General features: G+C 36.1%; 25 protein-coding genes and 2 pseudogenes. 16 read left to right on the top strand and 11 right to left on the bottom strand.

Annotation, left to right across the window (positions count from 1 at the left end):
- Positions 1 to 120 precede the first annotated feature (120 nt).
- The 9 genes from cra to AC5LWZ_RS03425 all read right to left on the bottom strand — a co-directional run bounded on the left by cra (position 121) and on the right by AC5LWZ_RS03425 (position 9,791).
- Positions 121 to 1,149 (bottom strand): catabolite repressor/activator, encoded by a 1,029-nt coding sequence (gene cra, locus AC5LWZ_RS03465; protein WP_198201389.1) that lies wholly within the window; start codon positions 1,147 to 1,149, stop codon positions 121 to 123.
- A gap of 160 nt (positions 1,150 to 1,309) precedes the next feature.
- A complete protein-coding gene (locus tag AC5LWZ_RS03460) occupies positions 1,310 to 2,065 on the bottom strand; it encodes an iron ABC transporter ATP-binding protein (protein ID WP_198247842.1) in 756 nt (251 codons plus the stop codon).
- Positions 2,062 to 3,033, bottom strand: coding sequence for an iron chelate uptake ABC transporter family permease subunit (locus tag AC5LWZ_RS03455; RefSeq protein ID WP_110448502.1), 972 nt, complete (start codon positions 3,031 to 3,033; stop codon positions 2,062 to 2,064). Before AC5LWZ_RS03455 ends, AC5LWZ_RS03460 begins: the two co-directional genes overlap by 4 nt.
- Complete coding sequence (locus AC5LWZ_RS03450) at positions 3,023 to 3,982, bottom strand: ABC transporter permease (protein WP_493463964.1); 960 nt, start codon at positions 3,980 to 3,982, stop codon at positions 3,023 to 3,025. Before AC5LWZ_RS03450 ends, AC5LWZ_RS03455 begins: the two co-directional genes overlap by 11 nt.
- A 9-nt stretch (positions 3,983 to 3,991) precedes the next feature.
- On the bottom strand, positions 3,992 to 4,951 hold the full coding sequence (locus tag AC5LWZ_RS03445) for a siderophore ABC transporter substrate-binding protein (RefSeq protein ID WP_493457504.1): 960 nt from the start codon (positions 4,949 to 4,951) through the stop codon (positions 3,992 to 3,994).
- Positions 4,952 to 5,152: 201 nt separating this feature from the next.
- Positions 5,153 to 6,598 carry a nitrogen regulation protein NR(I) gene (gene glnG, locus AC5LWZ_RS03440; protein ID WP_110448505.1) on the bottom strand — a complete coding sequence of 482 codons (1,446 nt, stop codon included), beginning with the start codon at positions 6,596 to 6,598 and terminating at the stop codon, positions 5,153 to 5,155.
- A gap of 5 nt (positions 6,599 to 6,603) precedes the next feature.
- Entirely contained in the window at positions 6,604 to 7,653 is a 1,050-nt protein-coding gene (gene glnL, locus AC5LWZ_RS03435; RefSeq protein WP_110448506.1) for a nitrogen regulation protein NR(II), read from the bottom strand.
- 74 nt (positions 7,654 to 7,727) lie between these two features.
- Positions 7,728 to 9,137: a glutamate--ammonia ligase gene (gene glnA, locus AC5LWZ_RS03430; protein ID WP_198201392.1), complete on the bottom strand. Its 1,410-nt coding sequence runs from the start codon at positions 9,135 to 9,137 to the stop codon at positions 7,728 to 7,730.
- Positions 9,138 to 9,602: 465 nt separating this feature from the next.
- Positions 9,603 to 9,791 (bottom strand): hypothetical protein, encoded by a 189-nt coding sequence (locus AC5LWZ_RS03425; RefSeq protein ID WP_146208347.1) that lies wholly within the window; start codon positions 9,789 to 9,791, stop codon positions 9,603 to 9,605.
- 246 nt (positions 9,792 to 10,037) lie between these two features.
- On the opposite strand from AC5LWZ_RS03425, the gene AC5LWZ_RS03420 reads away from it, so the two are divergent.
- The 3 genes from AC5LWZ_RS03420 to gpsA are packed head-to-tail and all read left to right on the top strand — an operon-like array spanning position 10,038 to position 12,042.
- Positions 10,038 to 10,478, top strand: coding sequence for a rhodanese-like domain-containing protein (locus AC5LWZ_RS03420; RefSeq protein ID WP_110448508.1), 441 nt, complete (start codon positions 10,038 to 10,040; stop codon positions 10,476 to 10,478).
- Positions 10,479 to 10,503: 25 nt separating this feature from the next.
- On the top strand, positions 10,504 to 10,986 hold the full coding sequence (secB, locus tag AC5LWZ_RS03415) for a protein-export chaperone SecB (protein WP_110448509.1): 483 nt from the start codon (positions 10,504 to 10,506) through the stop codon (positions 10,984 to 10,986).
- 42 nt (positions 10,987 to 11,028) lie between these two features.
- The gene (gpsA, locus tag AC5LWZ_RS03410) at positions 11,029 to 12,042 is read left to right on the top strand and encodes an NAD(P)H-dependent glycerol-3-phosphate dehydrogenase (protein WP_493463963.1); all 1,014 of its coding nucleotides are present in this window, start codon (positions 11,029 to 11,031) and stop codon (positions 12,040 to 12,042) included.
- A gap of 250 nt (positions 12,043 to 12,292) precedes the next feature.
- Here the strand turns inward: gpsA and AC5LWZ_RS03405 are convergent, their stop codons facing one another.
- The gene (locus tag AC5LWZ_RS03405; RefSeq protein ID WP_493463962.1) at positions 12,293 to 13,267 is read right to left on the bottom strand and encodes an ornithine cyclodeaminase family protein; all 975 of its coding nucleotides are present in this window, start codon (positions 13,265 to 13,267) and stop codon (positions 12,293 to 12,295) included.
- A gap of 200 nt (positions 13,268 to 13,467) precedes the next feature.
- Between AC5LWZ_RS03405 and aas the strand changes: the two genes are divergently transcribed.
- From aas to AC5LWZ_RS03340, 13 genes and pseudogenes are all read left to right on the top strand, one after another.
- Positions 13,468 to 15,615, top strand: a complete 2,148-nt coding sequence (gene aas, locus AC5LWZ_RS03400; RefSeq protein WP_198201394.1) for a bifunctional acyl-ACP--phospholipid O-acyltransferase/long-chain-fatty-acid--ACP ligase — start codon at positions 13,468 to 13,470, stop codon at positions 15,613 to 15,615.
- Positions 15,616 to 15,630: 15 nt separating this feature from the next.
- Positions 15,631 to 16,818 carry a lysophospholipid transporter LplT gene (gene lplT, locus AC5LWZ_RS03395; protein WP_493463961.1) on the top strand — a complete coding sequence of 396 codons (1,188 nt, stop codon included), beginning with the start codon at positions 15,631 to 15,633 and terminating at the stop codon, positions 16,816 to 16,818.
- Positions 16,805 to 17,716: an N-acetylmuramic acid 6-phosphate etherase gene (gene murQ, locus AC5LWZ_RS03390; RefSeq protein ID WP_493463960.1), complete on the top strand. Its 912-nt coding sequence runs from the start codon at positions 16,805 to 16,807 to the stop codon at positions 17,714 to 17,716. Before lplT ends, murQ begins: the two co-directional genes overlap by 14 nt.
- A 211-nt stretch (positions 17,717 to 17,927) precedes the next feature.
- A pseudogene (locus AC5LWZ_RS03385) lies at positions 17,928 to 18,294 on the top strand (PTS sugar transporter subunit IIA); the annotation flags it as partial.
- A gap of 65 nt (positions 18,295 to 18,359) precedes the next feature.
- A pseudogene (locus AC5LWZ_RS03380) lies at positions 18,360 to 18,899 on the top strand (PTS sugar transporter subunit IIB); the annotation flags it as partial.
- Positions 18,900 to 18,920: 21 nt separating this feature from the next.
- On the top strand, positions 18,921 to 19,721 hold the full coding sequence (locus AC5LWZ_RS03375) for a PTS mannose/fructose/sorbose transporter subunit IIC (protein ID WP_110448515.1): 801 nt from the start codon (positions 18,921 to 18,923) through the stop codon (positions 19,719 to 19,721).
- 16 nt (positions 19,722 to 19,737) lie between these two features.
- Complete coding sequence (locus AC5LWZ_RS03370) at positions 19,738 to 20,649, top strand: PTS system mannose/fructose/sorbose family transporter subunit IID (protein ID WP_110448516.1); 912 nt, start codon at positions 19,738 to 19,740, stop codon at positions 20,647 to 20,649.
- 150 nt (positions 20,650 to 20,799) lie between these two features.
- Entirely contained in the window at positions 20,800 to 21,168 is a 369-nt protein-coding gene (locus AC5LWZ_RS03365) for a DUF956 family protein (protein ID WP_110448517.1), read from the top strand.
- Positions 21,169 to 21,442: 274 nt separating this feature from the next.
- Entirely contained in the window at positions 21,443 to 21,691 is a 249-nt protein-coding gene (rpsP, locus tag AC5LWZ_RS03360; RefSeq protein WP_034900786.1) for a 30S ribosomal protein S16, read from the top strand.
- A 19-nt stretch (positions 21,692 to 21,710) separates the two neighbouring features.
- On the top strand, positions 21,711 to 22,241 hold the full coding sequence (gene rimM, locus AC5LWZ_RS03355; RefSeq protein ID WP_493463959.1) for a ribosome maturation factor RimM: 531 nt from the start codon (positions 21,711 to 21,713) through the stop codon (positions 22,239 to 22,241).
- A gap of 16 nt (positions 22,242 to 22,257) precedes the next feature.
- On the top strand, positions 22,258 to 23,010 hold the full coding sequence (gene trmD, locus AC5LWZ_RS03350) for a tRNA (guanosine(37)-N1)-methyltransferase TrmD (RefSeq protein ID WP_493463958.1): 753 nt from the start codon (positions 22,258 to 22,260) through the stop codon (positions 23,008 to 23,010).
- A 31-nt stretch (positions 23,011 to 23,041) separates the two neighbouring features.
- On the top strand, positions 23,042 to 23,392 hold the full coding sequence (gene rplS / locus AC5LWZ_RS03345; RefSeq protein WP_025314641.1) for a 50S ribosomal protein L19: 351 nt from the start codon (positions 23,042 to 23,044) through the stop codon (positions 23,390 to 23,392).
- A gap of 157 nt (positions 23,393 to 23,549) precedes the next feature.
- Entirely contained in the window at positions 23,550 to 24,155 is a 606-nt protein-coding gene (locus tag AC5LWZ_RS03340; RefSeq protein ID WP_065613828.1) for a MarC family protein, read from the top strand.
- Between the two features lie 116 nt (positions 24,156 to 24,271).
- On the opposite strand, the gene AC5LWZ_RS03335 is transcribed toward AC5LWZ_RS03340, so the two are convergent.
- On the bottom strand, positions 24,272 to 25,675 hold the full coding sequence (locus AC5LWZ_RS03335) for an amino acid permease (protein WP_198222131.1): 1,404 nt from the start codon (positions 25,673 to 25,675) through the stop codon (positions 24,272 to 24,274).
- Positions 25,676 to 25,686 lie beyond the last annotated feature (11 nt).

Genomic DNA, 25,686 nt, shown 5'->3' with positions numbered 1-25,686 from the left:
TTGAATCGTTTCAGCAATAATGAATATAAACTGGCTAATTATCAAATAAATTATATCTATTAATTCCTAAAGTGTGATCTAGATCGTTTTTTTGAGGAAAATAATTGTCGATATGGCGACTTAAATTGACTTTTTAGCAATACTTTTTCGACTCAGGCTACCTCGATAAATTAAGCGTCGAGGAATAACTGTAGTTCCTGGCTGATAGTTTTTATTATGTAAACTATCAAATAATAGTTTAATGGTTACTTCTGATATCGCTTTATGATCTTGTGATAACGCAATCATTTTGCAAGGTAAAAAATTAAGTAACTCATTATCACCAAAAGTGGCTATAGTTAGATTTTCTGGCAGATGATCAAACTTTTTCAAAATTGCATCAATTGTGCCTTGTAACAAAGAAAAAGAAGTAGAAAAAATACCATCTGGTAAATCATTATATTCTAACCATTGACTAAAGGTAGCCTCAGCGTCGCGACGACTATAATTATTTGCACATAAAAAATCAACTTTATTGCTACTATTTAATGCAATTTCCTTAAAGCCTTCCATACGTTGCTGGCTAACGGATAGATTGGGTAAGGCACCAATATAAACTACTGTGCCATTGACTAACTGATCAAATGCTTTAGCTAGCATTTTTGAATCTTCTTTATCCGCACCAACAACATTCCTAAACTCTGATACAGATAATGTTCTATCTAATGCGAACAGAGGGATATCACTATTTCGCCAACCATCATAAAATGCATAATCTGATTCAGCAACAAATGACGAAGAGATCACCAACGCATCCACTCGTCGCTGTTTTAAATGCCGAACACACTCTTTTTCAATTTTCGGATCATCTTCAGAACAAGAGAGGAGTAATTGATAACCTTCTTTTTTTACTAATTGCTCTAAATAACTAGCAATTCGGGTATAACTGATATTTTCGAAATCAGGAATAATGATACCAATAGTGCGAGTTTTACCCGCTCTTAATCCGGCAGCTACTGCGTTGGGTTGATAATTGTATTCATTTACCACCGCCATCACCTTTGCAATGGTTTTATCACTAACCCGATATTGTTTAGCTTTACCATTAACCACATAACTCGCTGTGGTTCTCGATACGCCAGCTAACAATGCAATCTGCTCTAATTTCATGACTAAATCTCAAAAAAAACTACTTATTATTTAACAAGAACATAAATTAAATGTAAACAAAAGTTATACTCTTTATAAATAAGTTATAATAATTAAACGCTAGAAATAAAAAAAGAATTTAGCTATTCTCTAAATCCTTGTTGTTAAATAAAATTAGACACTAATAATAAATAGCAATATTTTGATTATGAATATTTTCTATTTTGACTGGTGTATCAAAAATTTCCTCTAATATCGTTGAATCCATAATTTGTTTAGGGCTACCTTGATAAACCAGTTGGCCATCTTTCATCGCTAAAATATAATCGGAATAGACTGAAGCAAAGTTAATGTCATGAATAACAATCACAATGGTTTTCCCCAGTTCATCAGCTGCTCGTCTTAGCTGTTTCATCATAGCAACCGCATGTTTCATATCAAGGTTATTTAATGGCTCATCCAGTAATACATATTCAGTATCCTGACAAAGTACCATTGCCACATAAGCACGCTGCCGTTGCCCGCCTGACAGTTCATCTAAAAATCTATCTTTATATTCAGTTAGATTTAAAAATTCTAGGGCACGATTAATATGGACTAAATCACCTTTATTTAATCGGCCTTTTGAATAAGGATAACGGCCAAATCCAACCAATTCAAACACAGTCAATCGACTGGTAAAACGGTTCTCTTGTCTTAACACAGATAAATAGGTCGCAAGTTTATCACTAGGCGTATTAACCACATCCATATTCTGAATTTTTACTTGTCCCTCATCGGCAAGTAATAGACGGCTAATAATTGATAATAAGGTTGATTTACCTGCACCATTTGGACCAATAATTGCCGTAATACCACCTTGAGGTATGGTTGCTTTCACATTTTTTAATACAGGTATGGTTTGATACTTTTTACTAATATTATCAATTTCTATCACATCGGAACCTTTTTCAATAATAAGAAGATAAACAATGAACCACCAATAAACTCAATGACTATCGATAATGCGCCCACCATATTTAGTACCCGCTCTAAAAACATCTGTCCACCAACAAGAAAAATCACGCCTAATAAAAACGCTGTCGGTAATAAAAAACGATGCTGGCTAGAGCCACTAATACTATAAGCTAAATTAGCAATAAGTAGGCCTAGGAATGTGAAAGGCCCAACTAACGCGGTTGATATTGAAACTAATACCGAGACGAGTAATAGAATGATAGTGACACTTTTCTGATAATCGACCCCAAGATTAATGGCATTATCCCTTCCTAAAGCTAATACATCAAATCGAAAGCGCATTCGCCATAAAAACAGGCCAATAATTGAGGCAATGACTAATGAAAATACGATTAAGACAGGTTCTGCTCGGGTAAATGTTGCAAAAATACGGCTTTGCAAAACAGCGAATTCCGTTGGCGTCATTAATCGTTGTAATAAATTGGAGAAACTACGAAATAGTGTTCCTAAAATAATGCCAATTAATAAAACCAAATGAAGGTTTTGTTTAAGTTTGGTAAATAATCCTCGATACAGAAATAGAGAAAATAAAATTAATAATGATGATTCGAAGATAAATTTACCCACAATACCAATATAAGGAATACCTTGCGCATCAATAAAAAATATTACAACTGTTTGAATCAATACAAACAAAGATTCAAATCCCATTATCGAAGGGGTTAAAATTCGATTATTAGTAACAGTCTGAAAAAGCAAAGTCGACGTTGCAGCTGAAAAAGCGACTAAAATCATCGTTAAAACAATCCAAGCACGATGAGTCAATATATAACTAATATTGCCTTTTAAATTGAATGTCATGAAAAAAATGACACAAAATAGCGCAATACCTAGTAATATCAGTACCGTATTTCGACTTGAAATAAAGCGTTTTTGATTAACCAGCATGACGTTTTTTACTCAACAATACTAAAAATATGACAGCTCCGACTACACCAAGGATTACACTAACTGGAATTTCGAAGGGGTAGCGAATAACTCGTCCAATAATATCACAGAGTAAAACCAAACCACTGCCTAGTAGACAGATCCACGGAATAGTTTTACGAACATTATCGCCAAACAATAAACTCACAATATTAGGAACAATTAAGCCCAAAAATGGCAGTACACCTACCACCACAACGACAATCCCACCAATAAGTGCAATGACAATCAGGCCTGTTAACATTACTCTATTATAATTAAGTCCGACATTGACGGAAAAGTCCCGCCCTAATCCAGCGACAGTAAAACGATCGGCGCTCCAACAGGCAAGTAAGGTAATACCACCAACTAACCACAATAGTTCATAGCGACCTTGCAAAATGCCAGAAAAATCACCTGATTCCCAACCACCTAGTGATTGTAATAAATCAAAATACATGGCAAAAAAAGTACAAATTGCACTGATTACTGCGCCAAGCATAATCCCAATAAGTGGTACCATTAAGGCAGATTTAAAGATGATTTTACGTGAGATAAACATAAACAACATCGTGCCAGCCATTGCAAATAAACTTGCCACTACCATTTTCGTCATTACAGTTGCGCCAGGAGCAAATACCATCATGACTAATAGCCCAAGACTCGCAGACTGGGTTGTCCCCACTAACGAAGGTTCAACAAACCGATTTTGCGTAAGTAATTGCATAATTAAGCCTGCAACACTCATAGCACTACCAGCTAATATTAATGCAACCGTTCTAGGTACACGGCTAACAAAAAAGATTTGTCGCATATTACTATCTGACCAAAGATCGGCCAACGTCACATGCCCAGCACCAATAAACAGACTTAATGCAGCCATTGCTACTAAAAGAGCAATGCCTGCAATAAAATAAACCGTTTTTGTCATAACTTATGATTAGTTGGCTGATGTTTTTTGTAAAACATCACTTATTTGGTCGATTAATTGACTATAAGTTTGAATACCGCCAGAGATATACATTGAAGTTGAATCTAAATAAACAATATGATTTTGTTGCCATGCATCAGTTTTTTGAATTAATTCGTTATTTAGAACTTGTTGTGCTGATTGAGCTTCTTTATTACCAATTGCATTGTCTCTATCTAATACAAATAACCATTGTGGATTAACACTTAACACAAATTCAGAAGTTACTGCATTACCATGACGGCCAGCTTCTTGGAAGGTTGTTGCAGGTTTGAAACCTAATACATCAAAGATAAAACCAAAACGGGATTTAGGGCCATAAGCAGACATTTTACCACCATTAACCATAATCACTAAGGCAGTTCCTGCTGTATCTGTTTTAGGTTTTAGTGTTTCAATTTTTTGGTTAAAATCAGCAATTAATTTTTTAGCTTCTGCTTGTTTACCAAAAATATCGCCTAACTGTTCAGTACGCTCGGTTAAGCTAGCTACAAAATTATTAGGATCAATATCAAGCGAAATAGTTGGTGCTATATCACTTAATTTTTTATAAACATCATTGGCACGGCCACCTGCGATAATCACATCAGGTTGTAATGAACTTAACACTTCATAATTTGGCTCAAATAAAGTACCAACATTGGTATAAGCTTTATCAGCATACTTTGATAAGAATTCAGGGAAATGTACATCCGATTGCGGAACACCGGTTACAGGAATTTTTAATGCATCAATAATATCCAGTGTCGCTGTGTTATAAACCACCACCTTTTTCGGGTTTTCAGGAACATCCGTTTTACCTTGAGCATGTTCAACAGCTATAGTTTTATTAGCTACTGGTGGTACTTCTTGTTTTTTATCGTCACAGCCAGCTAATACAAATAAAGCGGCTAGTAATACTAAAAATTTAACTTTGATAGATGAATACATTGTAACTCCTAGTTATTAGCTTAGTCCAAAAGCGAATGGATGATAAATAGAATAATTATCATTTACATTCGATTGTAACTAAAAATAAATAAGTGTTCAATGAACTTTAAGCAAACAGTAAAATAATAATAAATAAATTGGTAAAAACATTAGATGATAACATTATGACTTATTGCCGAAAAAATCGGCATGCTATCATAATCAATTATCATCTGATAATTCTTTGAGTTTTCTCGTTAAAGTATTTCGTCCCCAGCCAAGTAGATTAGCCGCATCTTGCTTATGTCCGCGAGTAAAATTAAGCGCACACCTCAATAAAATTCTTTCGACATCAATCACTGTTTGCGTCAAAATTCCGGTTTGACCAGCTAATAAGGCTTGTTTAGCCCACTGTTCTAACAGTTTTTTCCAATCGGTTTCTGGTAATATCTGATTGGTTACATTGGTAGTAACCTCATAATTAGCTGAGGCATCAGAAGCAGATAATTGTAATAGTTCTGGTGGTAAATCTTGTACATAAACTTCATTATTGGACGACATTACTGTTACCCAACGACAAACATTTTCTAGTTGCCTTACATTACCCGGCCAATTGAACAGACATAAAAGATTGAGAGCATCAAGGCTTAGCACTTTACTTTCAACACCTAATTCTTTGGCAGTGGTCCGTAAAAAATGTTCAGCTAATTTAGGTATATCTTGCGCTCTATCACGTAATGGTGGTAATAAAATTCGAATCACATTTAGCCGATGAAACAAATCTTCTCTAAATTTACCTTCCTTTACTCTAGCTTGTAAATCTTGATGCGTAGCGGCAATAATACGTACATCAACTTTTACAGGTGAATAACCACCTATCCGATAAAATTGACCATCAGCAAGAACTCTTAATAATCGAGTTTGCACATCCAATGGCATATCACCAATTTCATCTAAAAATAGCGTTCCACCATTAGCTTGTTCGAATCGACCATGCCTTATTTGAGCAGCTCCAGTAAATGCCCCTTTTTCATGCCCAAATAGTTCCGATTCAATCAGATCTTTAGGAATAGCAGCCATATTTAGTGCAATAAATGGTGACTGTGAGCGTGGGCTATGAGTATGTAAAGCTTTAGCCACTAACTCCTTACCCGTTCCTGATTCACCATTAATAAGTACGCTGATAGATGATTTAGATAGTCGTCCAATAATACGAAACACTTCCTGCATGGCGGGAGCTTCACCAATAATACCCGTAGAAGCTTTGCTAGTAGAGGAATTATTAGGTTTATTACTTTGACTTTGTAAAATAGCCCGCTCAACCAATTGAATTACTTCATCGACATCGAAAGGTTTAGGAATATAATCATAAGCTCCCTTTTGATAAGCATTCACTGCAGCATCAAGGTCTGAATGAGCAGTCATAATAATCACCGGTAAATTAGGCATTTGCTCTTTAATATAATTAAGCAAAGATAACCCATCAATACCCGGCATTTTAATATCGGATAATAATACTGCTGGCTTCTGTGGATGATTAACTAAAGCATCAATCACTTCTTGACCGCTCGAAAAACTGATGCAGTTAAAATGAGCATTAGTAAGCGCTTTCTCTAAAACCCATCTAATCGAACTATCATCATCAACAATCCAAACATTCATCGTCATTAACCTCATTGTTTGATTGGTAAATAGATAGAAAACTCAGTATGACCAGGCCAACTATTAAATTCAATCTTTCCATTATGCTGGTCAATAATATTATGGGCAATCGACAAGCCAATGCCGGTACCTCCTTCATAACCACTAACCATTGGGTAAAATAATGTATCTTGAATATGCACGGGCACTCCAGGGCCATTATCTTCAATATCGATACGCGCACAAAGTCGGTAACGTTGACCATGCAAGGTAACTTGAAATGCTGTTCGAGTCCTGATCTTAATACAACCAGATTTCGTACCAATTGCCTGTAAAGCATTACGAACAATATTTAAAACCACTTGTTCAATCTGTTCTGAATCGTGAGTGAATTCAGGCAAACTAGGATCATAATCACGGATAATCTCAACATTTAGCTGTTTTTCTAAACATAAAAGCGCATAGATCCGTTCGATAGCTTGATGTATATTCTGTTGTTTCTGTTGTAACCGCTGTTGAGGACCTAATAATCTATCAACTAAATTTCTTAACCTATCAGCCTGCTCAATGATAATTTTTGTATAATCTTGCAACTCATTGTTAGGTAGCTCTCGTGACAATAATTGCGCCGCTCCTCTTAGTCCACCAAGCGGATTTTTAATTTCATGAGCAAGTCCGCGCACTAATTCGCGGGCAGCATTTTGTTGAGCTTGTTGTAGTTGTTCTTGACTCAACTTTTTATGACTATTTAATGGTGCCATTTCGATAAGTACATGACCATTAGCCAGCAATTGTGCGGTTAACGATAAAATATGTAATTCATTGTTTATGACTAAATTAACTTCGCTATCGGTAAATCCTTGATTCTGATCTAATGCATTTTGCATCAACTCAAGGTCGAGGGAAAAATAACCTAATAAGTCAGGAAAATAGCTATCTAATATTTTTTTCGAACTTTGAGCAAGTAACTGCTGTGCCGCGGTATTGGCATAAAGAATATTGAGTTTTTTATCGAGTAATAAAATATTGGTAATCATTGAGTCGAGAACAAGATTTGCATCAGATTCATTATCAAATGTCATCGTTGGCTCTCCGTTCTCATTACATACCACCGCCCTTCAGCGGTGGTTAAAGCTTTAAATAATACAATAATGACTTATAGACTGTAGTAGAGTTCAAATTCAACCGGATGTGGTGTCATACGAACACGATCAACATCTTGACGTTTTAAGTCAATATAAGCATCAATAGTGTCATTAGTAAATACATTACCACGAGTTAAGAATTCACGATCCGCATCTAACGCGTCAAGAGCTTCTTCAAGTGAACCAGCAACTTGTGGAATTAATTTAGACTCTTCTGGTGGTAAGTCATATAAGTTTTTATCCATCGCATCACCCGGATGAATCTTATTGATAATACCATCTAAACCTGCCATTAATTGTGCTGCAAATGATAAGTATGGGTTACCTGCTGGATCAGGGAAGCGAACTTCAATACGACGCGCTTTAGGGCTAGTAACCACTGGAATACGAATTGATGCAGAACGATTACGCGCAGAATATGCAAGCATAACTGGTGCTTCATAACCTGGTACTAAACGTTTATAAGAGTTAGTCGCTGGGTTCGCAAAAGCATTAATTGCTTTAGCATGTTTGATAATACCACCAATATAGTATAACGCCATTTCAGAAAGGCCAGCATATTTATCACCAGCAAAAAGGTTTACGCCATCTTTAGCAAGAGATTGGTGACAATGCATACCTGAACCGTTATCGCCAAACATAGGTTTTGGCATAAATGTTGCGGTTTTACCATAAGCATGAGCAACATTTTGTACAACATATTTATAAATTTGAACTTCATCAGCTTTTTTAGTTAATGTATTGAAACGACAAGCAATCTCATTTTGGCCTGCAGTTGCAACTTCATGGTGATGAGCTTCAACAACTAAACCTAGTTGTTCCATGATTAAACACATTTCAGAACGAATATCTTGTGACGAGTCAACCGGAGGAAGTGGGAAATAACCACCTTTAACGCCAGGACGATGCCCCTTATTACCTTCTTCGTATTTAGTACCAGAGTTCCAAGCGGCTTCGATATCATCAATATGAACAAAGCTACCAGACATTGGCGATCCAAAACGAACATCATCAAATAAGAAAAACTCAGGTTCTGGTCCAAAAATAACGGTATCAGCAATACCTGATGATTTTAAAAACTCTTCAGCACGTTTAGCAATTGAGCGAGGGTCACGGTCATAACCTTGTAAAGTCGCTGGTTCTAAAACATCACAACGAATATTTAATGTTACGTCTTCAAAAAATGGATCAATTACTGCGCTTGATGCATCTGGCATTAAAACCATATCTGATTCATTAATGCCTTTCCAACCAGCAATGGAAGAGCCATCAAACATTTTACCATCTTCAAAAAAATCAGCGTCGATTTGACTTACAGGAATTGTAACGTGTTGTTCTTTACCTTTAGTATCAGTAAAACGTAAATCAACAAACTTAACATCGTTTTCTTTTATTAGCGTTAAAACTTTTTGTGTAGACATGTAGCTTCTCCATTGAGGACATATAATAATTGTTCAGTTTAAAGGCATTTTGCCTATTTATTAGATTATATGCAAATATGATGCCAGTTTTTCATTAACCATTTTAGACGGTTTTTAATGATTAAATAATAGCAGAAAAAGCATTAATGCACCATGATAATGCATAAAGCACCAAAACAATGCACCAAAATGTCACATAAAGCCATTTATGTCACTGTTTTGCTCCATGACAAAGTGGTTGATTGGCTACACTGCATAAATAAGTTATATATTGAATCTTCGAAAACCGATTATGATTAAATAAAAAATCATTTCATCCCCATCACGTTTAAATGTTTCATTTAAAAAAAACGAAGTTTCATACAATAAGTTATCTTTTGAATTAGCGATCAAAACTGGATTTTGTTGATGCCAATAACAGCATAAATGTTTCAGTTCACCCATCCTCATAGTTTTAATCAAATATTAATGGGCTTGCTTAGCATATTTACCGTCAACTTTATAAACTACAGTTATCCGCCATGTTTGACCTTCATCTTGTATTTGACAATCATAATATTGAAAATAATCAGGTGCATTAGCATCAATTTCCAGAAAAAAATTTCGACAGGTTAAATTTGGGTCAAATAGTAATGGCTCATCGGTTATTTGCATGTTTTGATCTAAGTTTACGGTTTTATTTGTAGCACAATTATTTTGTTCGGCTAAAACAGACGAGATTATAGTAACTAAAAGCAAAACCACTAAGATAAATCATCTAAATAACATTAATTCTCACCTTAGAATTCTTTAGTTCTTATTAGCTTAAAATAAGATTTCTCCCTTTAGATCTGTATTTCAGTAGACAATATCGTTATAATCTTATCTTATTTTTAATAAAAATTAGGTAATCATAAAAGTATGGACTTTGTTACGCTCGAAATTATACCTTTTGTCAAAAATCATCTTTTACTTTCATTAGGTTGGGTTGTGTTATTTGTTGCAATCATTGTATTAACCGTAAAAAGTAAATTGTCAAAAGTAAAAATAATTAATAACGCGCAAGCAATTAATATGATCAATAAACAAAATGCAGTTATTGTTGATATTCGTTCAGCAGATAGCTTCAAAAAAGGGCATATCACTGAATCACACAACATCTTACCTGTTGATATAAAGAATGCTAGTGCTAAAACTATAGAAAAATTTAAAGAAAATATCATTATTGTGATTGATGAAAATGGCTTAACATCAGCAGGCATTGGTGAAGTATTAGTCAAACAAGGTTTTTTACATGTATTTACATTAAAAGATGGTATTGCTGGTTGGAACGGCGAAAACTTACCATTAGTTAGAAAATAATATAATTTTAAAATAAGGTTTTATCATGACAGAACAAAACAATACACAACAACCAGAAACACAATTTGCAATTCAACGTATTTACACTAAAGATGTTTCTTTTGAAACCAATAATGTCCCTGAAATTTTTACTAAGCAGTGGCAACCAGAAATGAATTTAGAGCTAAATTCAGCATCACAAGCATTAAGTGATGAAGTGCATGAAGTTTCTTTACGTGTTACCGTAACGGTAAAACAACAAGAAGAAGTTGTGTATATTTGTGAAGTTACCCAATCAGGAATTTTCTCTCTTATTGGTTTTGATGATGCACAAATTCAACATTGTGTTGGTGCTTATTGTCCAAACATTTTATTCCCTTATGCGCGTGAGGTTATTTCAAGCCTAGTGAATAAAGGGACATTCCCACAACTTAATTTAGAGCCAGTAAATTTTGAAGCATTGTTCATTAACTATTTACAACAACAAGAACAACAAGCCCAAAATAGTGTAACTGAAACCTTACAATAATCGTAATTGTTAAGTTAATTAATAAAGTCTATTGGATTATATATGAGTAAAGATGCTGCAGTGACTGTAATTGGCGCAGGTTCTTATGGAACCTCACTAGCAATATTACTAGCACGTAATGGCCATGAAACCTTATTGTGGGGACATAACCCAGATAAGATGGCTATTTTGCAGAATGATAGACAAAATAGACAGTTTTTGCCTGATATCCCTTTCCCAGAGCAACTGCAAATTGAAGCTGATTTAGCCACTGCTGTTGCTGCTGCACCAATTTTACTTATTGTTGTACCAAGCCATGCGTTTGGTAGTATTCTTAAACAAATAAAACCATTGTTAAGAAAGGATAGTAAAATCGTTTGGGCAACGAAAGGGCTTGAAGTTGATACTGGACGATTATTACAAGATGTTGCACGCGAAGTTTTAGGTGACAAAATTCCATTAGCGGTTATTTCTGGTCCTACATTTGCTAAAGAAGTGGCATCTGGTTTACCCACTGCAGTGACTGTTGCCTCAACTGATGAACAATTTTTAACAGAACTACAAAATTTATTCCACTGTAGTAAATCGTTTCGAGTCTATAGCAGTAAAGACTTTATCGGTGTTCAACTTGGCGGAGCAGTCAAAAATGTGATCGCCATTGGTGCTGGATTGTCGGATGGGCTTGGTTTTGGTGCTAATGCCAGAACAGCATTAATCACTCGTGGATTGGCTGAAATGATGCGATTAGGCGAAGCACTTGGTGCCGATCCCGCCACTTTTATGGGGATGGCAGGATTAGGTGATTTGGTACTGACATGTACCGATAATCAATCTCGAAATCGCCGTTTTGGTATTTTACTGGGTCAAAACAAATCAATTCAAGAAGCACAAGAGATCATTGCTCAAGTGGTTGAAGGCTGTAGAAATACTAAAGAAGTTTGGTCATTAGCACAAAAATATCACGTCGATATGCCTATTACTGAACAAATCTATAAAGTACTTTACGAACATAAAGATCCAAAACAGGCTGCCATGTCATTATTAGGTCGTTCACAAAAAGAAGAGCTGAAAAGCTAAGTTTCGATCTTAGAACCGCCCTTACCTCGCATTATTTTATTGATAATGGCTAATCTATTGTTGATTTTAATAAGTAATACCATTAACGACAATTTTAAGCGCTAAAAACACTTTCCTATAATTTTTTATTTTATAGAACTAACTTATTGTTAATACTAATAATAAGCACTATTAATGCCAATTTTAGACATTAAAAAACCCCTTTCCTCAAATTTTTGGTTAAGGGGTGATTTGGGGTTAAAAAGAATTATTAGATAGTCGTTCCAATACCCTTTTGTTTAGCTTTCTGATAAATATCATAACCGACATAGACATCTAAAACTGCCGTTCCCACAGTTTTAAATAACGTGATTTGCTGATCGTTTTGACGACATTTTTGCGGATCGATAACTAAATCTCCCAATTCATAAAAATCTTGTTTTGTGACTAAATTTTGATTAATTGGGTCGATAATATCACCAGCTTCAGCAAATACACCATCTTTAGTATCAAGTACACGAATATCTGCTTTTGCCACTATCTTACTTGGGATTTCGTGCATCTCTGATGTGTAAGCACCTACACCATTGATATGAGTTCCGGGTTTAACTAACTCACCATTGAAAGTCACTTCTTTTGATGTAGTCACTGACGTAATGATATCAGCATGGCGAATATCTTCATCCAAATCTTGTGTAAAATAGAGGTTAGCCGAAAAATGGCCAAATCGTTTTTTCATCTCTTCAGTAAATTGCTTGCCTTTATTAGCATCAAGCCCATAAATAGCCACATCCGTTAATTGCCGTACCGTTAACATAGCTTCTAATTGTGCAGCAGCTTGCCCACCAGTACCAATTAATACTGCTCGTTTAGCATCCTTTTTTGCTAATAAATCGGTAGCAGCACCTTGTACCGCACCGGTTCGCAATTGCGTAACAAACGTGCCATCTAATATCGCACAAACTTCGCCAGTTTGCGGATCGATCATAAACACTTGCGCCGGAACCGATGGTTTGCCCAATTTAGGATTATCAGGAAAAACCGAGACAATTTTTAAACCAACAACATCGTTTTCTTTAATATGAGCTGGCATAACTAGGCATTGTCCTTTTTGCATATCAAAGTTGATACGTAAAGGCACTTCACTATTACCCTGAGTATAAATTTTTAATGCTTGTTTATCTGCTGCTACAGCATCTTTCATAGTATAAAATTGCTGGATATCTTGAGCTGTTAAAATTAACATTTTCATTCCTTACTGTTATTTAACTTTTATTTTACTTTTTTACTATTTATTGTCTATTAATTATTATTTTCAACAAGAATAATTCACATAACAATTTGTTTAATATCAATTAAATTCAATTGAAATTTAGCTTCTTGTATATTGCAATAATTTTCACTATTATGGCAGAGTGCAATTTTGCACGGAAATTGAGAAATCAGATGTTATTTAAAATATTAAAATTTTTTTTAAAGATTTTATTCCATGTCAAGATTCAAGGTAATCTTGATAACCTAAAACAAGACAGACTTCTTATCACTCCTAATCATGTTTCCTTTCTAGATGGCGTTTTAATCGGCGTATTTTTACCAGTAAAACCAGTATTTGCTATCTACGCAGGATATATTAATCACTGGCTAGTTCGTTTAGCCAAACGCTATGTCGATTTTGTGCCAATGGATCCATTAAGTCCTATGGCAATAAAAAAATTGGTCCGTGAAATTGAAAAAGGCCGACCAATTGTTATTTTTCCGGAAGGTCGAATTACCATAACCGGATCATTAATGAAGATTTATGATGGTGCGGCATTTGTTGCGGCACGTTCTCAAGCGACCATTGTACCTGTTTGGATAGAAGGTGCCGAATTTACCTTAACCAGTCGCTTAAAAGGCTTATTTAAACGTCGTCTATTTCCAAAAATTACTATTCATGTATTGGAACCAAAATCAATCCCAATGCCTGACGCAGCAAAAGCAAGTGATCGAAGATATATTGCTGGTGAAAAATTACATCAAATTATGATGAATGCCAGAATGGCAAGTCGCCCTAAATTAACCCTTTTTGAGGCTCTACTTGAAGCTCAAGTTCGTTATGGCGTAAAATCACGAATGGTTCAAGACCCTACCACTCATGAAGCCTCCTATCGAAACTTACTTAAGCAGATTATCGGTGTAAGTTGTATTATTTCTAAAATTACCAAACCGAAAGAACGAGTTGGCCTATTACTACCCAATGCAACAATTACTGTTGCCACTATTTTTGGTTTATCAGTTAAAAATCGTATTCCAGCAATGCTCAACTACACGGCTGGTACTAAAGGATTAACCTGTGCAATTACTGCTGCTGAAATAAAAACCATTATTACTTCACGCAAATTTATTAAAAAAGGGAAGCTTGATTACCTTTTAGAAGAAATTAACGATGTAAATTGGTATTTCCTTGAAGATTTGCGCAGCAGTTTGAACTTTTTTGATAAACTATACGTTGCCGTACATCAATACATTCCTCGATTAGTTAAACGACGACAATCAAGTCAAGACGAGGCTTTAGTTCTATTTACTTCAGGCTCAGAAGGTAATCCGAAAGGAGTCGTTCATAGCCATGGCAGTTTATTGGCGAATGTCGAACAAATTCGTACTGTTATCGATCCAACACCTGCAGACCGTTTTATGTCGGCATTACCCCTTTTCCACGCTTTTGGCATTACCGCTGGCTTATTTTTACCGTTGTTCTCTGGCAGTCGTACGTTTTTATATCCAAATCCATTACATTATCGTATGGTACCGGAAATCATTTATGACCAAAACTGTACGGTGTTATTTGGAACACCAACATTTTTAGCCAACTACGCCCGTTATGCACATCCATACGATTTTATGCGTTTACGCTACGTAGTTGCTGGTGCTGAAAAACTTTCTGATGCGGTGCGTGAACAATGGAAAGATAAATACGGTATTCGAATTTTAGAAGGTTATGGTGTAACTGAATGTGCTCCAGTCGTTGCTCTTAATGTGCCGATGGCATTTAAAGCAGGTACCGTTGGTCGTTTGTTACCGGGGATGGAATCAAGATTAATACCTGTTCCAGGCATTAGCAATGGCGGAGAGCTACAACTTAAAGGACCTAACGTAATGAAGGGTTACTTACGTGTTGAGAAGCCGGGGATACTTGAAGAGCCAGTTGCTATTGATGAAAACGGTAATGTGGATAAAGGTTGGTATGATACCGGTGATATCGTTGCGATTGATAAAGATGAGTTTTTAACTATCAAAGGACGATTAAAACGCTTCGCAAAAATTGCTGGCGAAATGGTCTCACTTGAAAATGTTGAAGCTTTAGCTAAAAAGGTCGATGTTGATGCCATGCATGGTGCAACAGTAAAAGCCGATGCAGCCAAAGGAGAAGCTATTGTGCTATTTACTACCTCGACTAAATTAACTAGGGAACAGCTGAATCAGGCTGCGCAGGATTTAGGTATCCCTGCATTAGCGATCCCTCGAGATATTCGTGTTGTTAAAGAGTTACCATTATTGGGTACAGGTAAAATCGATTTTATTACCTTACGCAAAATGGCCGATGAGAATCAATAACAGCAAGGATTCGATATGTCTAAACAACCATTGTTATCAGTTGGCATGGCAGCGACCATGCTAGCTCAGTTTTTTTCAGCCTTTGCTGACAATGCAATTTTTTTTGCTATTCTTGCTTTTATTAAGCAGCTCCATTATCCAGAATGGAGCCAATCAGCATTGCAAATCGGTTTTGTAATTCCTTTTATCCTTCTTTCTCCTTTTGTTGGTCAATTTGCTGACAGTATGTCGAAAGGCAAAGCGATGATGATTGCAAATGGGGTTAAATTATTAGGTGCAGCGATTATCTGCTTAAATATCAATCCATTTTTAGGCTATTTTTTAGTCGGTATTGGCGCAGCCGGTTACTCACCAGCAAAATATGGTATTTTAGGAGAACTCACTTCCGGCGATAATTTAGTTAAAGCGAATGGCTTAATAGAAGCGTCAACCATTGCAGCTATTTTGCTTGGTTCACTTGCCGGTGGCCATATTGCTGATTTAGATATTACTTTAGCGTTGCTTACTTGTGTTGTTATGTATGGACTAGCGGTAATAGCAAATATTTTTATTCCCAAATTACCTGCTGCTCGACAAGATATTGAGTGGAAGTTGATAAGTATGATAAAAGATTTCGCTAAAACCATCAAAATCATCTTCAATAATAAACAAGCCCTTTATACTTTACTTGGTACCAGTCTATTTTGGGGGGCAGGCATTACTCTGCGTTTCTTATTAATCAGCTGGGTACCAATTGTTTTAGGTATTACCGACAATTCAACTCCAACGAATCTAAATGCTGTTGTAGCAATAGGTATTGTTATTGGTGCGGCATTGGCTAGTGCTTTGGTTTCAATTTCGAATACATTACGTTGTATTCCAGCTGGGATATTAATGGGATTTGCCGTCATCGCATTCACGTTACAAAGTAATATGATTAGCTCTTATATATTATTAGTTGTGATTGGTGCATTAGGCGGTTATTTTTTAGTGCCATTAAATGCACTAATTCAAAAAATTGGTAAAGAGCTTGTCGGTGCCGGAAGTGTTATTTCAATACAGAACTTAAGCGAGTATAGCGCAATGATGATTATGTTAAGTGCTTATACCTTAGCTGTCGCTGGTGGATTATCAGTCATTACAATTGGCGTCGGTTTTGGTATGCTATTTGCTATTCTTATTGCTTTTGTATGGTTAGGGTTAAAATCACATGCCAAACATTAATTTATCGGCTATGGTTACCGAAAATCGCAACAATGCGAGCGAAAATATCGACTGCGCATCCACAATTGAAATTCTGCAAATTATCAATAATGAAGATAAACAAGTGGCACTCGCAGTTGAAAAACAACTTACCTACATCGCTAATGCCGTGGATGCAATCAGCAATGCATTCCTAAATCATGGCCGTTTAATCTACCTTGGAGCTGGGACCTCGGGGAGATTAGGTATTTTAGATGCTAGCGAATGCCCACCCACTTATGGAACACCGCCAGAACAAGTCATTGGCCTAATTGCTGGCGGTAAACCTGCCATATTTAAAGCTGTCGAAAATGCAGAAGATTCACCCCAATTAGCAATTAATGATCTAAAACGTATTAATTTTAGTGCTAAAGATATTTTAGTTGGTATCGCTGCTAGTGGGCGCACACCTTATGTTATTGGCGGCATGCAATATGCAAAATCACTTGGCGCTACAGTGGTAAGTTTATGTTGCAACCCTAATGCACCTATGATTAATTTGGCTAATATTGCTATTACTCCTATTGTCGGAGCCGAAGTCATTACCGGTTCATCAAGAATGAAAGCAGGCACTGCACAAAAGATGATCCTCAATATGTTAACAACAGCCAGTATGATAAAAATCGGCAAAGTTTATGGTAATTTAATGGTTGATGTTGAAGCCACTAATGCTAAGCTTGTTGAACGACAGATATCAATTGTTATGCAAGCCACCGATTGCAACCGAGATATAGCTATAACAACGTTAAATCAATGTAATCAACATTGTAAAACAGCTATTTTAATGATTCTTGCCGGACTAACCGCTCAGCAAGCCAAAACAAAACTCGAACAAAATAATGGTTTCATTCGTAAAACATTAGTACAAAATAATATCTAATTTATTCTCTTATTGAGCAGTAGTCTTAGAAAGCATGACATAATTTTTATATGTTAGTTAAATGAAGATTATTTAATCAGTTAACAATTATTGTTATTAATCTTTGATACAGATCAAGGTAATAACTTATGTTGTTAACTAAAATAAAATCACTTTGCTTTATTTTATTAACTTTATATTAGCAATAATATAAAAACCTAGGAGGTACGTTATGGTTGGAATTATCCTAGCAACTCATGGTGAGTTTGCTGAAGGTATTTTACAATCAGGGACGATGATATTTGGCGAGCAAGAAAACGTTAAAGCCGTTACCTTGCACCCAAGTGATAGTCCTGAAAGTTTAAAAGAACGGATGCTAGCAGCAATAGCTACTTTCGATAACCAAAATGAAGTACTGTTTTTAGTTGATTTATGGGGTGGAACGCCATTTAATCAAGCCAATACACTTTGTGGCGAACACCCTAATTGGGCTATCGTTGCTGGTTTGAATCTTCCTATGCTAATCGAAGCCTATTCATCACGTTTATCCATGGATAGTGCCAAACAAGTGGCTACAGCAATTATAGAGTCAGCTCAGGAAGGAATTCGAACAACTGTTGAAATTGCGGCTAAACCACAAGTAAACAACCAACAATCAAATACTATCCCAGAAGGTACCGTGTTAGGTGATGGTAAGTTGAAAATAGTATTAGCTCGTGTTGATTCGCGCTTATTACATGGTCAGGTGGCGACGTCTTGGACTAAAGCCACAAATCCTAATCGTATTATCGTGGTTTCCGATTCAGTAGCCAAAGATGAATTACGGAAAAAACTAATTGAAGAGGCGGCTCCTCCTGGAGTTAAAGCCAATGTCGTGCCAATTAAAAAGATTATTCAAGTTGCCCATGATCCGCGTTTTGGCAATACCAAAGCCTTATTACTGTTCGAAAACCCTGAAGATGTACTGCGTGCTTTAGACGGTGGTGTCGATATTGAAACATTAAATGTCGGTTCAATGGCACATTCAGTTGGCAAAGTAATGGTCAATAAAGTGTTATCAATGAGCGCTGAAGATGTTGATGCATTCGAAAAATTGAAAGCGAAAAATGTGAAATTTGACGTTCGCAAAGTACCTAATGATTCAAACGATAATATGAATGAATTATTAAAAAAAGCGAAACAAGAATTAGCTGAACAAAAATAGTTTAATTAAGGGGTTATTATTATGACTTTATCAATTGTTGCTATCATTCTAGTGATAGTTATTGCTTTTTTAGCCGGGATGGAAGGTATTTTGGATCAATTCCAATTTCACCAACCATTGGTTGCTTGTTCCTTAATTGGTCTGGTAACAGGTAATCTAGAAGCTGGTGTCGTACTAGGTGGATCATTACAGATGATTGCATTAGGTTGGGCAAATATTGGTGCAGCAGTAGCACCCGATGCAGCTCTTGCTGCTGTCGCTTCATCGATTATCTTAGTACTTGGTGGTCAAGGTGTTGCAGGTGTATCAACTGCGATTGCCGTTGCCATTCCGCTTGCTGTTGCCGGCCTATTTTTAACTATGATTGTGCGAACGATTGCCGTACCTTTAGTACACTTAATGGATGCCGCAGCTGAAGAAGGTAATATTCGCAAAATAGAATGGCTACAAATGTTAGGTGTTTGTTTACAAGGTCTACGTATTGCTATTCCAGCTGCTGCACTATTATTTATTCCTGCTGAAGCCGTCAAAGAAGCATTAAACGCAATGCCTGAATGGTTAACAACTGGTATGGCTATTGGTGGTGGAATGGTTGTTGCCGTTGGTTATGCCATGGTAATCAATATGATGGCAAACCGCGAAGTTTGGCCATTTTTCATTATCGGTTTTGTGGTTGCAGCAATATCACAATTAACGTTGATTGCACTCGGTGCCTTAGGTATCGCTTTAGCACTGATTTATATAAACCTTTCTGAACGTGGTAATTCATCAAGCGGTGGAAGTAAAGGCGATCCACTTGATGATATTTTGAATGATTACTAGGAACTTGGAGAAGAACATGACAGATCGAATTCAATTAAGCAAAAAAGACCGTTTAGCGGTAGCTTGGCGTTCAACTTTCCTCCAAGGTTCTTGGAACTATGAACGTATGCAAAATGGTGGTTGGGCCTATTCAATGATTCCCGCTATCAAAAAATTATATACTACAAAAGAAGACCGTTCAGCAGCTTTGAAACGCCATTTAGAATTTTTTAATACTCACCCTTATTTAGCATCACCAGTATTAGGTGTAACTCTAGCCTTAGAAGAAGAACGAGCTAATGGTGCACCGGTTGATGATGTTGCAATTCAAGGGGTAAAAGTGGGAATGATGGGACCTTTAGCCGGTGTAGGTGATCCTGTGTTCTGGTTTACTGTTCGTCCAATGCTAGGCGCACTTGGTGCATCACTCGCCCTAAGCGGTAACATTTTAGGACCAATTTTATTCTTCTTATTTTGGAATATTATTCGTGGGAGCTTTATGTGGTTTACCCAGGAATTCGGGTACCGTACTGGTTCAAAAATTACCGATAATTTAGGTGGTGGTTTGCTACAAAAAATCACCAAAGGTGCATCTATCTTGGGTATGTTTGTACTAGCAGCATTAGTGCAAAGATGGGTTTCAATAAAATTCCAACCAATTGTATCAACGGTTAAATTAGATAATGGTGCATTTATCGATTGGAATTCCCTTCCAGCTGGTGCCGAAGGTATTCACCAAGCATTGATTCAAATGCAAAGTGGATTAGCGCTTAACCAAGAAAAAGTCACTACTTTACAAAATAACTTAGATCAGTTAATACCTGGACTAGTGCCATTATTATTAACTTTCTTATGTATGTGGTTACTTCGTAAAAAAGTATCGCCAATTTTAATTATTCTTGGACTATTTTTAGTCGGTATTTTGGGTCACGTTGTCGGTCTTTTATAAAAATAATCGTTTTGACTAAAAAAATTGAGGAGAGTACTTTTTAAAGCAAAAATTGTCGCTTTCCTCAAACATTAATCACCCTTTTTTCAAAATAATCAAAAAAGGGTGTAATGAGTAACTCAAATTTGCATAAGGGATACAAACAACTAAATGGTTCAGTCATTAAATAGCAAAATAGATTTAACAGTAAAAGCGACAGCTTTTTCAGGACTTTCAGAATACGGTCATATTATGATTGGCGATAAAGCGTTCGAATTTTATCATCAGCGAGATCCTCGCAAATATATTCAAATACCTTGGGAAGAAGTCGATTATGTCATCGCATCGGTATTTTTTAAAGGAAGATGGATATCACGTTACTCTATACAAACCAAAAAAGATGGTACATTTGCATTTGCATCTAAAGATCCCAAACAAGTATTAAGAGCTATCCGAGTATATGTTGATAGTCAGAGAATGGTTAAATCATTAGGTTTTTTTGATGTTTTAATTCGCGCATTTAGGCGTAAAAAGCCTTAATTATTGGGCACACAGCTATTTAAAAGGCTAACTATCGCAATATTATAATTCAGCTAATTAGCCAACATAACTTAAGCTTATTATCTATAATATAAATTGGTTAAAAGATTAATTTATATTCATTCATAACAAAACTTGCCAATAACCAAATCCACCACGCTTTTTCACACTCAATCAATCATTGCACTTTTTGCTAGAAAGAGTATAATTCTGGGGCTTTGATTTTGTCCATGTTGGGCAAAAGAAAGATTATTTTTTAATTTAAGAGGATGTTATGGTAACTATTCGTTTAGCTCGTGGTGGCTCTAAAAAGCGCCCTTTTTATCAAGTAGTTGTCACTGATAGCCGTAACCCACGTGATGGTCGTTTTATTGAACGCGTTGGCTTTTTTAATCCAATTGCACAAGGTAAAGCAGAAGAATTACGTTTAGATCTTGATCGCGTAAATCATTGGGTTGGTTTAGGTGCAACTGTTTCTGATCGTGTTAATGCATTGATCAAACAAGCACAAAAAGCTGCTTAATTAAGTAATAGTAACTGTGATGATGAATACTGAGAATCTAATTGTTGTGGGTAAACTTGGTTCAAGCTACGGCATTCGTGGATGGCTCAGGATTTTTTCGTTTACAGAATTTCCAGATAGTATTTTTGATTACAAACCTTGGTATATCCAGCATGCTGGTAAATGGCAAGAAGTAGTCGTTGAGAGCTTTAAACCTCATAATCAGGACATGATTGTTAAACTCAAAGGCGTTGATGATCGCGACCAAGCTAATGCGTTAACGAATGCTGAAGTATTTGTTGATGCTGAGAAATTGCCTGAACTAAATCAAGGTGATTTTTATTGGAAAGATTTGATTGGCTGTCGAGTAAAAACAGTTAATGGTTATGACTTAGGTCAGGTAACTGATTTAATGGAAACCGGTTCTAATGATGTATTGGTTGTTAAAGCAAATCTAAAAGATGCATTTGGAGCAACAGAACGTTTAATCCCTTTTGTTGAAGAACAATTTATTAAACAAGTTGATTTAACAACAAAAATGATTGTGGTCGATTGGGATCCTGCATTTTAATTGGTAAGGTAAGAATATGTGGATTGGCGTAATTAGCCTTTTTCCCGAAATGTTCCAAGCTATTACCTGTTATGGCGTAACTGGTCGAGCCGTTAAAAATGGGCTGTTAACAGTAGATTATTGGAACCCGCGCGATTTTGCGCATGATAAGCATAAGACTGTCGATGATAGGCCTTATGGTGGTGGTCCAGGCATGTTAATGATGGTACAACCACTTAGAGATGCGATTCATGCAGCCAAAGCTGTAGCAGGTGAAGATACTAAAGTAATCTATCTTTCCCCACAAGGGCGCAAATTAAACCAACAGGGAGTTTGCGAGTTGTCACAATATCAAAAATTGATTTTGATTTGTGGACGATACGAAGGTATAGATGAACGCGTTATCCAAACCGAAATTGATGAAGAATGGTCAATTGGGGATTACGTGTTAAGTGGCGGTGAATTACCGGCGATGACAATGATTGATGCATTAGCAAGGTTTATCCCTGGCGTGTTAAATCATGAATCATCAGCAGAAGAAGACTCTTTTGTTAACGGTTTACTTGATTGCCCACACTATACTCGTCCAGAGGTGTTAGATGGAATGGCGGTGCCCGATGTATTAATGTCTGGTCACCATGAAGCGATTCGTCGTTGGCGATTAAAACAATCACTAGGACGAACTTGGTTGAGAAGAGAAGATCTTCTTGAAAATCTAGCTCTGACTGATGAAGAGCAACGTTTACTCACTGAATTCCAACAGGAATATAATGATAAACCGAGCCAATAATATTTCAGTATAACTAGTAAGAGACAAAATTATGAAAAATGCAATTATTCAGCAATTAGAACAAGAACAAATGAAGAAAGACATCCCGTCTTTTCGCCCGGGTGATACGGTAGAAGTTAAAGTATGGGTTGTTGAAGGTAACAAAAAACGTCTTCAAGCATATGAAGGTGTAGTTGTAGCAATTCGTAATCGTGGTTTACATTCTGCATTTACAGTACGTAAAATTTCGAATGGCGAAGGTGTTGAACGAGTATTCCAAACTCACTCACCAATTGTTGATTCAATTACTGTGAAACGTCGTGGTCAAGTACGTCAAGCTAAACTTTACTACTTACGCGAACTTCGTGGTAAAGCAGCTCGTATCAAAGAGCGCCTTAACTAATTCCAATTGGTTCATATTTAATAAACTAATTAAAATATATCCAATTAAAATGGTCACCTTTATGGTGACCGTTTTTATGTGTATAGTAAATGTTCATTCCCGCCAACAATCGTTGACACAATTCAAGTAATATCTAAATGATATAAAAGGTAACATAATGGATAACTATCTTGTTGAGATTCTTGCCACCACAACCAAGTTATTCGCATTGATGACGCCACCAGCAGTGTTAAGTGCATTTTTAAGTGGCACCAAACAATATGATGAAGCACAACGTCGCAAAATAGCATTAAAAACATCTTGTGCAGTATTTATTATTGGTATTGTGCTATTCTTTTTTGGTAATGCCATGTTTAGTGTGTTCGGTTTTACACTTGATGCGTTTAGAATTGGCTCGGGAGCATTATTATTTATTACCGCTGTTGCTTTAATGAATGATTCACCGGAAAAAAATAAAATTCATAGTGACGATGATGATATTAGTGTCGTACCACTAGCAATACCATTATGTATGGGGCCGGCATCAATCGGTACAATTATTGTAATGGGCACAAGTTCAGTTGGTATTATGCAAAATTTGATTGGTGCAATTTCTCTACTAATTGCCTCTAGTGGTATTTATGCCATGCTATTATGCGCTAAAAGCATTGCTAAAGTATTAAAAAATACAGGTATTGCTATTCTATCAAAACTAACGGGGTTATTAATATCGGCTATTGCAGCGCAAGTGGTATTTACAGGTGTCTCCGCATTCTTAAAATAATTTGGCTAACAATAGGTTAGAAATAGAATTTGTGTATTGTCAGCAAATATTAATATTTGATTGTATGTAATCACCGATAATTAATCATTAGGTGATTACATATATAATGAATATGATTAATCTATTTGGTTATCCAACTTAACTTTTCGTTTTTTAAAAAAGTAGTATGTACTCAAGATAACAAAAATTAAGATTACCTCAGATAATAAAATAAAATGTCCTGATTCACCAAACCAGACCCCAACAATAATAACAATGTTAACGGTGATAGATATTATCGCTAACCAAGGAAATAGTGGGGATTTAAATTTAATCATATCTTTACTATATTTACCTTCATTTACTCCTTTCCGAAATTGATACTGACACCAAGCAATAATAATCCAAGCAAAACAACCAACTTGCCCAGTACTTGCTACTAAATAGAGGTATAATTTTTCAGCTGCGATATACTTAGAAAATAGCGAAACTAAAGCAATAATAGCAATAAACAATATTCCTTTGGTTGGCACGCCACGTTTATTCACTTCTGAGAAATATTTTGGTGCTAAATTATCCTGAGCCATCGACCATAACATTCTAGAACTAGCATAAACTGCCGAATTAGCAGCCGAAATCGCAGCACAAAATATAACGAACAGCATTGCATACGATGCAAAGGTTATCCCCGCTTTATTGAATACCCAAACAAATGGGCTAATTTCATCATGTGTTGTACCATAGGGATATACCAGTGCTAACACGGCTATTGCTAACACATAAAACAAAATTATCCGAAACGCCACACCGGTGATAATTTTAGGCAAAACAGTTTGGGGTGATTGCGCTTCACCTGCGGCACTACCAATTAATTCAACCCCCTGAAATGAATAAGTCACAATAGTCATACAAACAAAGATTGATAAAAATCCATTAGGAAACCAGCCCTGCTCTGTCTTAAAAGTTGGTAACACATGTGTTTGATTATATTGTTGATAAAGTAGATATATACCAACCGCTATAAACGTAATAATGGCTAATACCTTGATTGTTGAAAACCAATATTCACTTTCACCAAAAGCTCGAACAGAGGTTAAATGAACACAAGTGATAACGGTTAGAATAATTAGACTAAGAATGTAGATAGGAATAGAGGAAAAAACTTGATGAGCAATCATAGACGCCGCTGTTAAGTCAGCAGCCATAGATAGTACCCAGCTTAACCAATATAACCAGCCAATAGTATAACTCCAAATAGGATGTGGAATAAACATTAATGCATAATGCTGGAAAGACCCTGCATGAGGGAATGCGCAAGAAAGTTCACCTAAGCAAAGCATGGTAGACAGCATAATACTGCCGGCAAGTAGATAAGCGATAATGGTCCCTAAAGGCCCAACCGTGCTAAGTGGCGCTGCAATACCAATAAATAATCCTGTACCAATTGAACCACCTAATGAAATCATCAATAAATGACGATTCTTTAAGTTTTTCTTTAAAGTACTGGGATAAGGACTTTCTTGAGGTTCTGATGTTGCCATGTAAACCGCCT

It is taken from the genome of Gilliamella sp. LMG 34362, assembly GCF_984569125.1.
This window is presented reverse-complemented; position numbering and strand designations above follow the sequence as displayed.

Bases quoted from the DNA above. Each gene is read 5' to 3' on its own strand.
- cra (WP_198201389.1), bottom strand. From the start codon at position 1,149: ATGAAATTAGAGCAGATTGCATTGTTAGCTGGCGTATCGAGAACCACA.
- AC5LWZ_RS03455 (WP_110448502.1), bottom strand. From the start codon at position 3,033: ATGCTGGTTAATCAAAAACGCTTTATTTCAAGTCGAAATACGGTACTG.
- AC5LWZ_RS03450 (WP_493463964.1), bottom strand. From the start codon at position 3,982: ATGACAAAAACGGTTTATTTTATTGCAGGCATTGCTCTTTTAGTAGCA.
- AC5LWZ_RS03445 (WP_493457504.1), bottom strand. From the start codon at position 4,951: ATGTATTCATCTATCAAAGTTAAATTTTTAGTATTACTAGCCGCTTTA.
- glnG (WP_110448505.1), bottom strand. From the start codon at position 6,598: ATGACGATGAATGTTTGGATTGTTGATGATGATAGTTCGATTAGATGG.
- glnL (WP_110448506.1), bottom strand. From the start codon at position 7,653: ATGACATTTGATAATGAATCTGATGCAAATCTTGTTCTCGACTCAATG.
- glnA (WP_198201392.1), bottom strand. From the start codon at position 9,137: ATGTCTACACAAAAAGTTTTAACGCTAATAAAAGAAAACGATGTTAAG.
- AC5LWZ_RS03425 (WP_146208347.1), bottom strand. From the start codon at position 9,791: ATGCAAATAACCGATGAGCCATTACTATTTGACCCAAATTTAACCTGT.
- AC5LWZ_RS03420 (WP_110448508.1), top strand. From the start codon at position 10,038: ATGGACTTTGTTACGCTCGAAATTATACCTTTTGTCAAAAATCATCTT.
- secB (WP_110448509.1), top strand. From the start codon at position 10,504: ATGACAGAACAAAACAATACACAACAACCAGAAACACAATTTGCAATT.
- gpsA (WP_493463963.1), top strand. From the start codon at position 11,029: ATGAGTAAAGATGCTGCAGTGACTGTAATTGGCGCAGGTTCTTATGGA.
- AC5LWZ_RS03405 (WP_493463962.1), bottom strand. From the start codon at position 13,267: ATGTTAATTTTAACAGCTCAAGATATCCAGCAATTTTATACTATGAAA.
- aas (WP_198201394.1), top strand. From the start codon at position 13,468: ATGTTATTTAAAATATTAAAATTTTTTTTAAAGATTTTATTCCATGTC.
- lplT (WP_493463961.1), top strand. From the start codon at position 15,631: ATGTCTAAACAACCATTGTTATCAGTTGGCATGGCAGCGACCATGCTA.
- murQ (WP_493463960.1), top strand. From the start codon at position 16,805: ATGCCAAACATTAATTTATCGGCTATGGTTACCGAAAATCGCAACAAT.
- AC5LWZ_RS03375 (WP_110448515.1), top strand. From the start codon at position 18,921: ATGACTTTATCAATTGTTGCTATCATTCTAGTGATAGTTATTGCTTTT.
- AC5LWZ_RS03370 (WP_110448516.1), top strand. From the start codon at position 19,738: ATGACAGATCGAATTCAATTAAGCAAAAAAGACCGTTTAGCGGTAGCT.
- AC5LWZ_RS03365 (WP_110448517.1), top strand. From the start codon at position 20,800: ATGGTTCAGTCATTAAATAGCAAAATAGATTTAACAGTAAAAGCGACA.
- rpsP (WP_034900786.1), top strand. From the start codon at position 21,443: ATGGTAACTATTCGTTTAGCTCGTGGTGGCTCTAAAAAGCGCCCTTTT.
- rimM (WP_493463959.1), top strand. From the start codon at position 21,711: ATGATGAATACTGAGAATCTAATTGTTGTGGGTAAACTTGGTTCAAGC.
- trmD (WP_493463958.1), top strand. From the start codon at position 22,258: ATGTGGATTGGCGTAATTAGCCTTTTTCCCGAAATGTTCCAAGCTATT.
- rplS (WP_025314641.1), top strand. From the start codon at position 23,042: ATGAAAAATGCAATTATTCAGCAATTAGAACAAGAACAAATGAAGAAA.
- AC5LWZ_RS03340 (WP_065613828.1), top strand. From the start codon at position 23,550: ATGGATAACTATCTTGTTGAGATTCTTGCCACCACAACCAAGTTATTC.
- AC5LWZ_RS03335 (WP_198222131.1), bottom strand. From the start codon at position 25,675: ATGGCAACATCAGAACCTCAAGAAAGTCCTTATCCCAGTACTTTAAAG.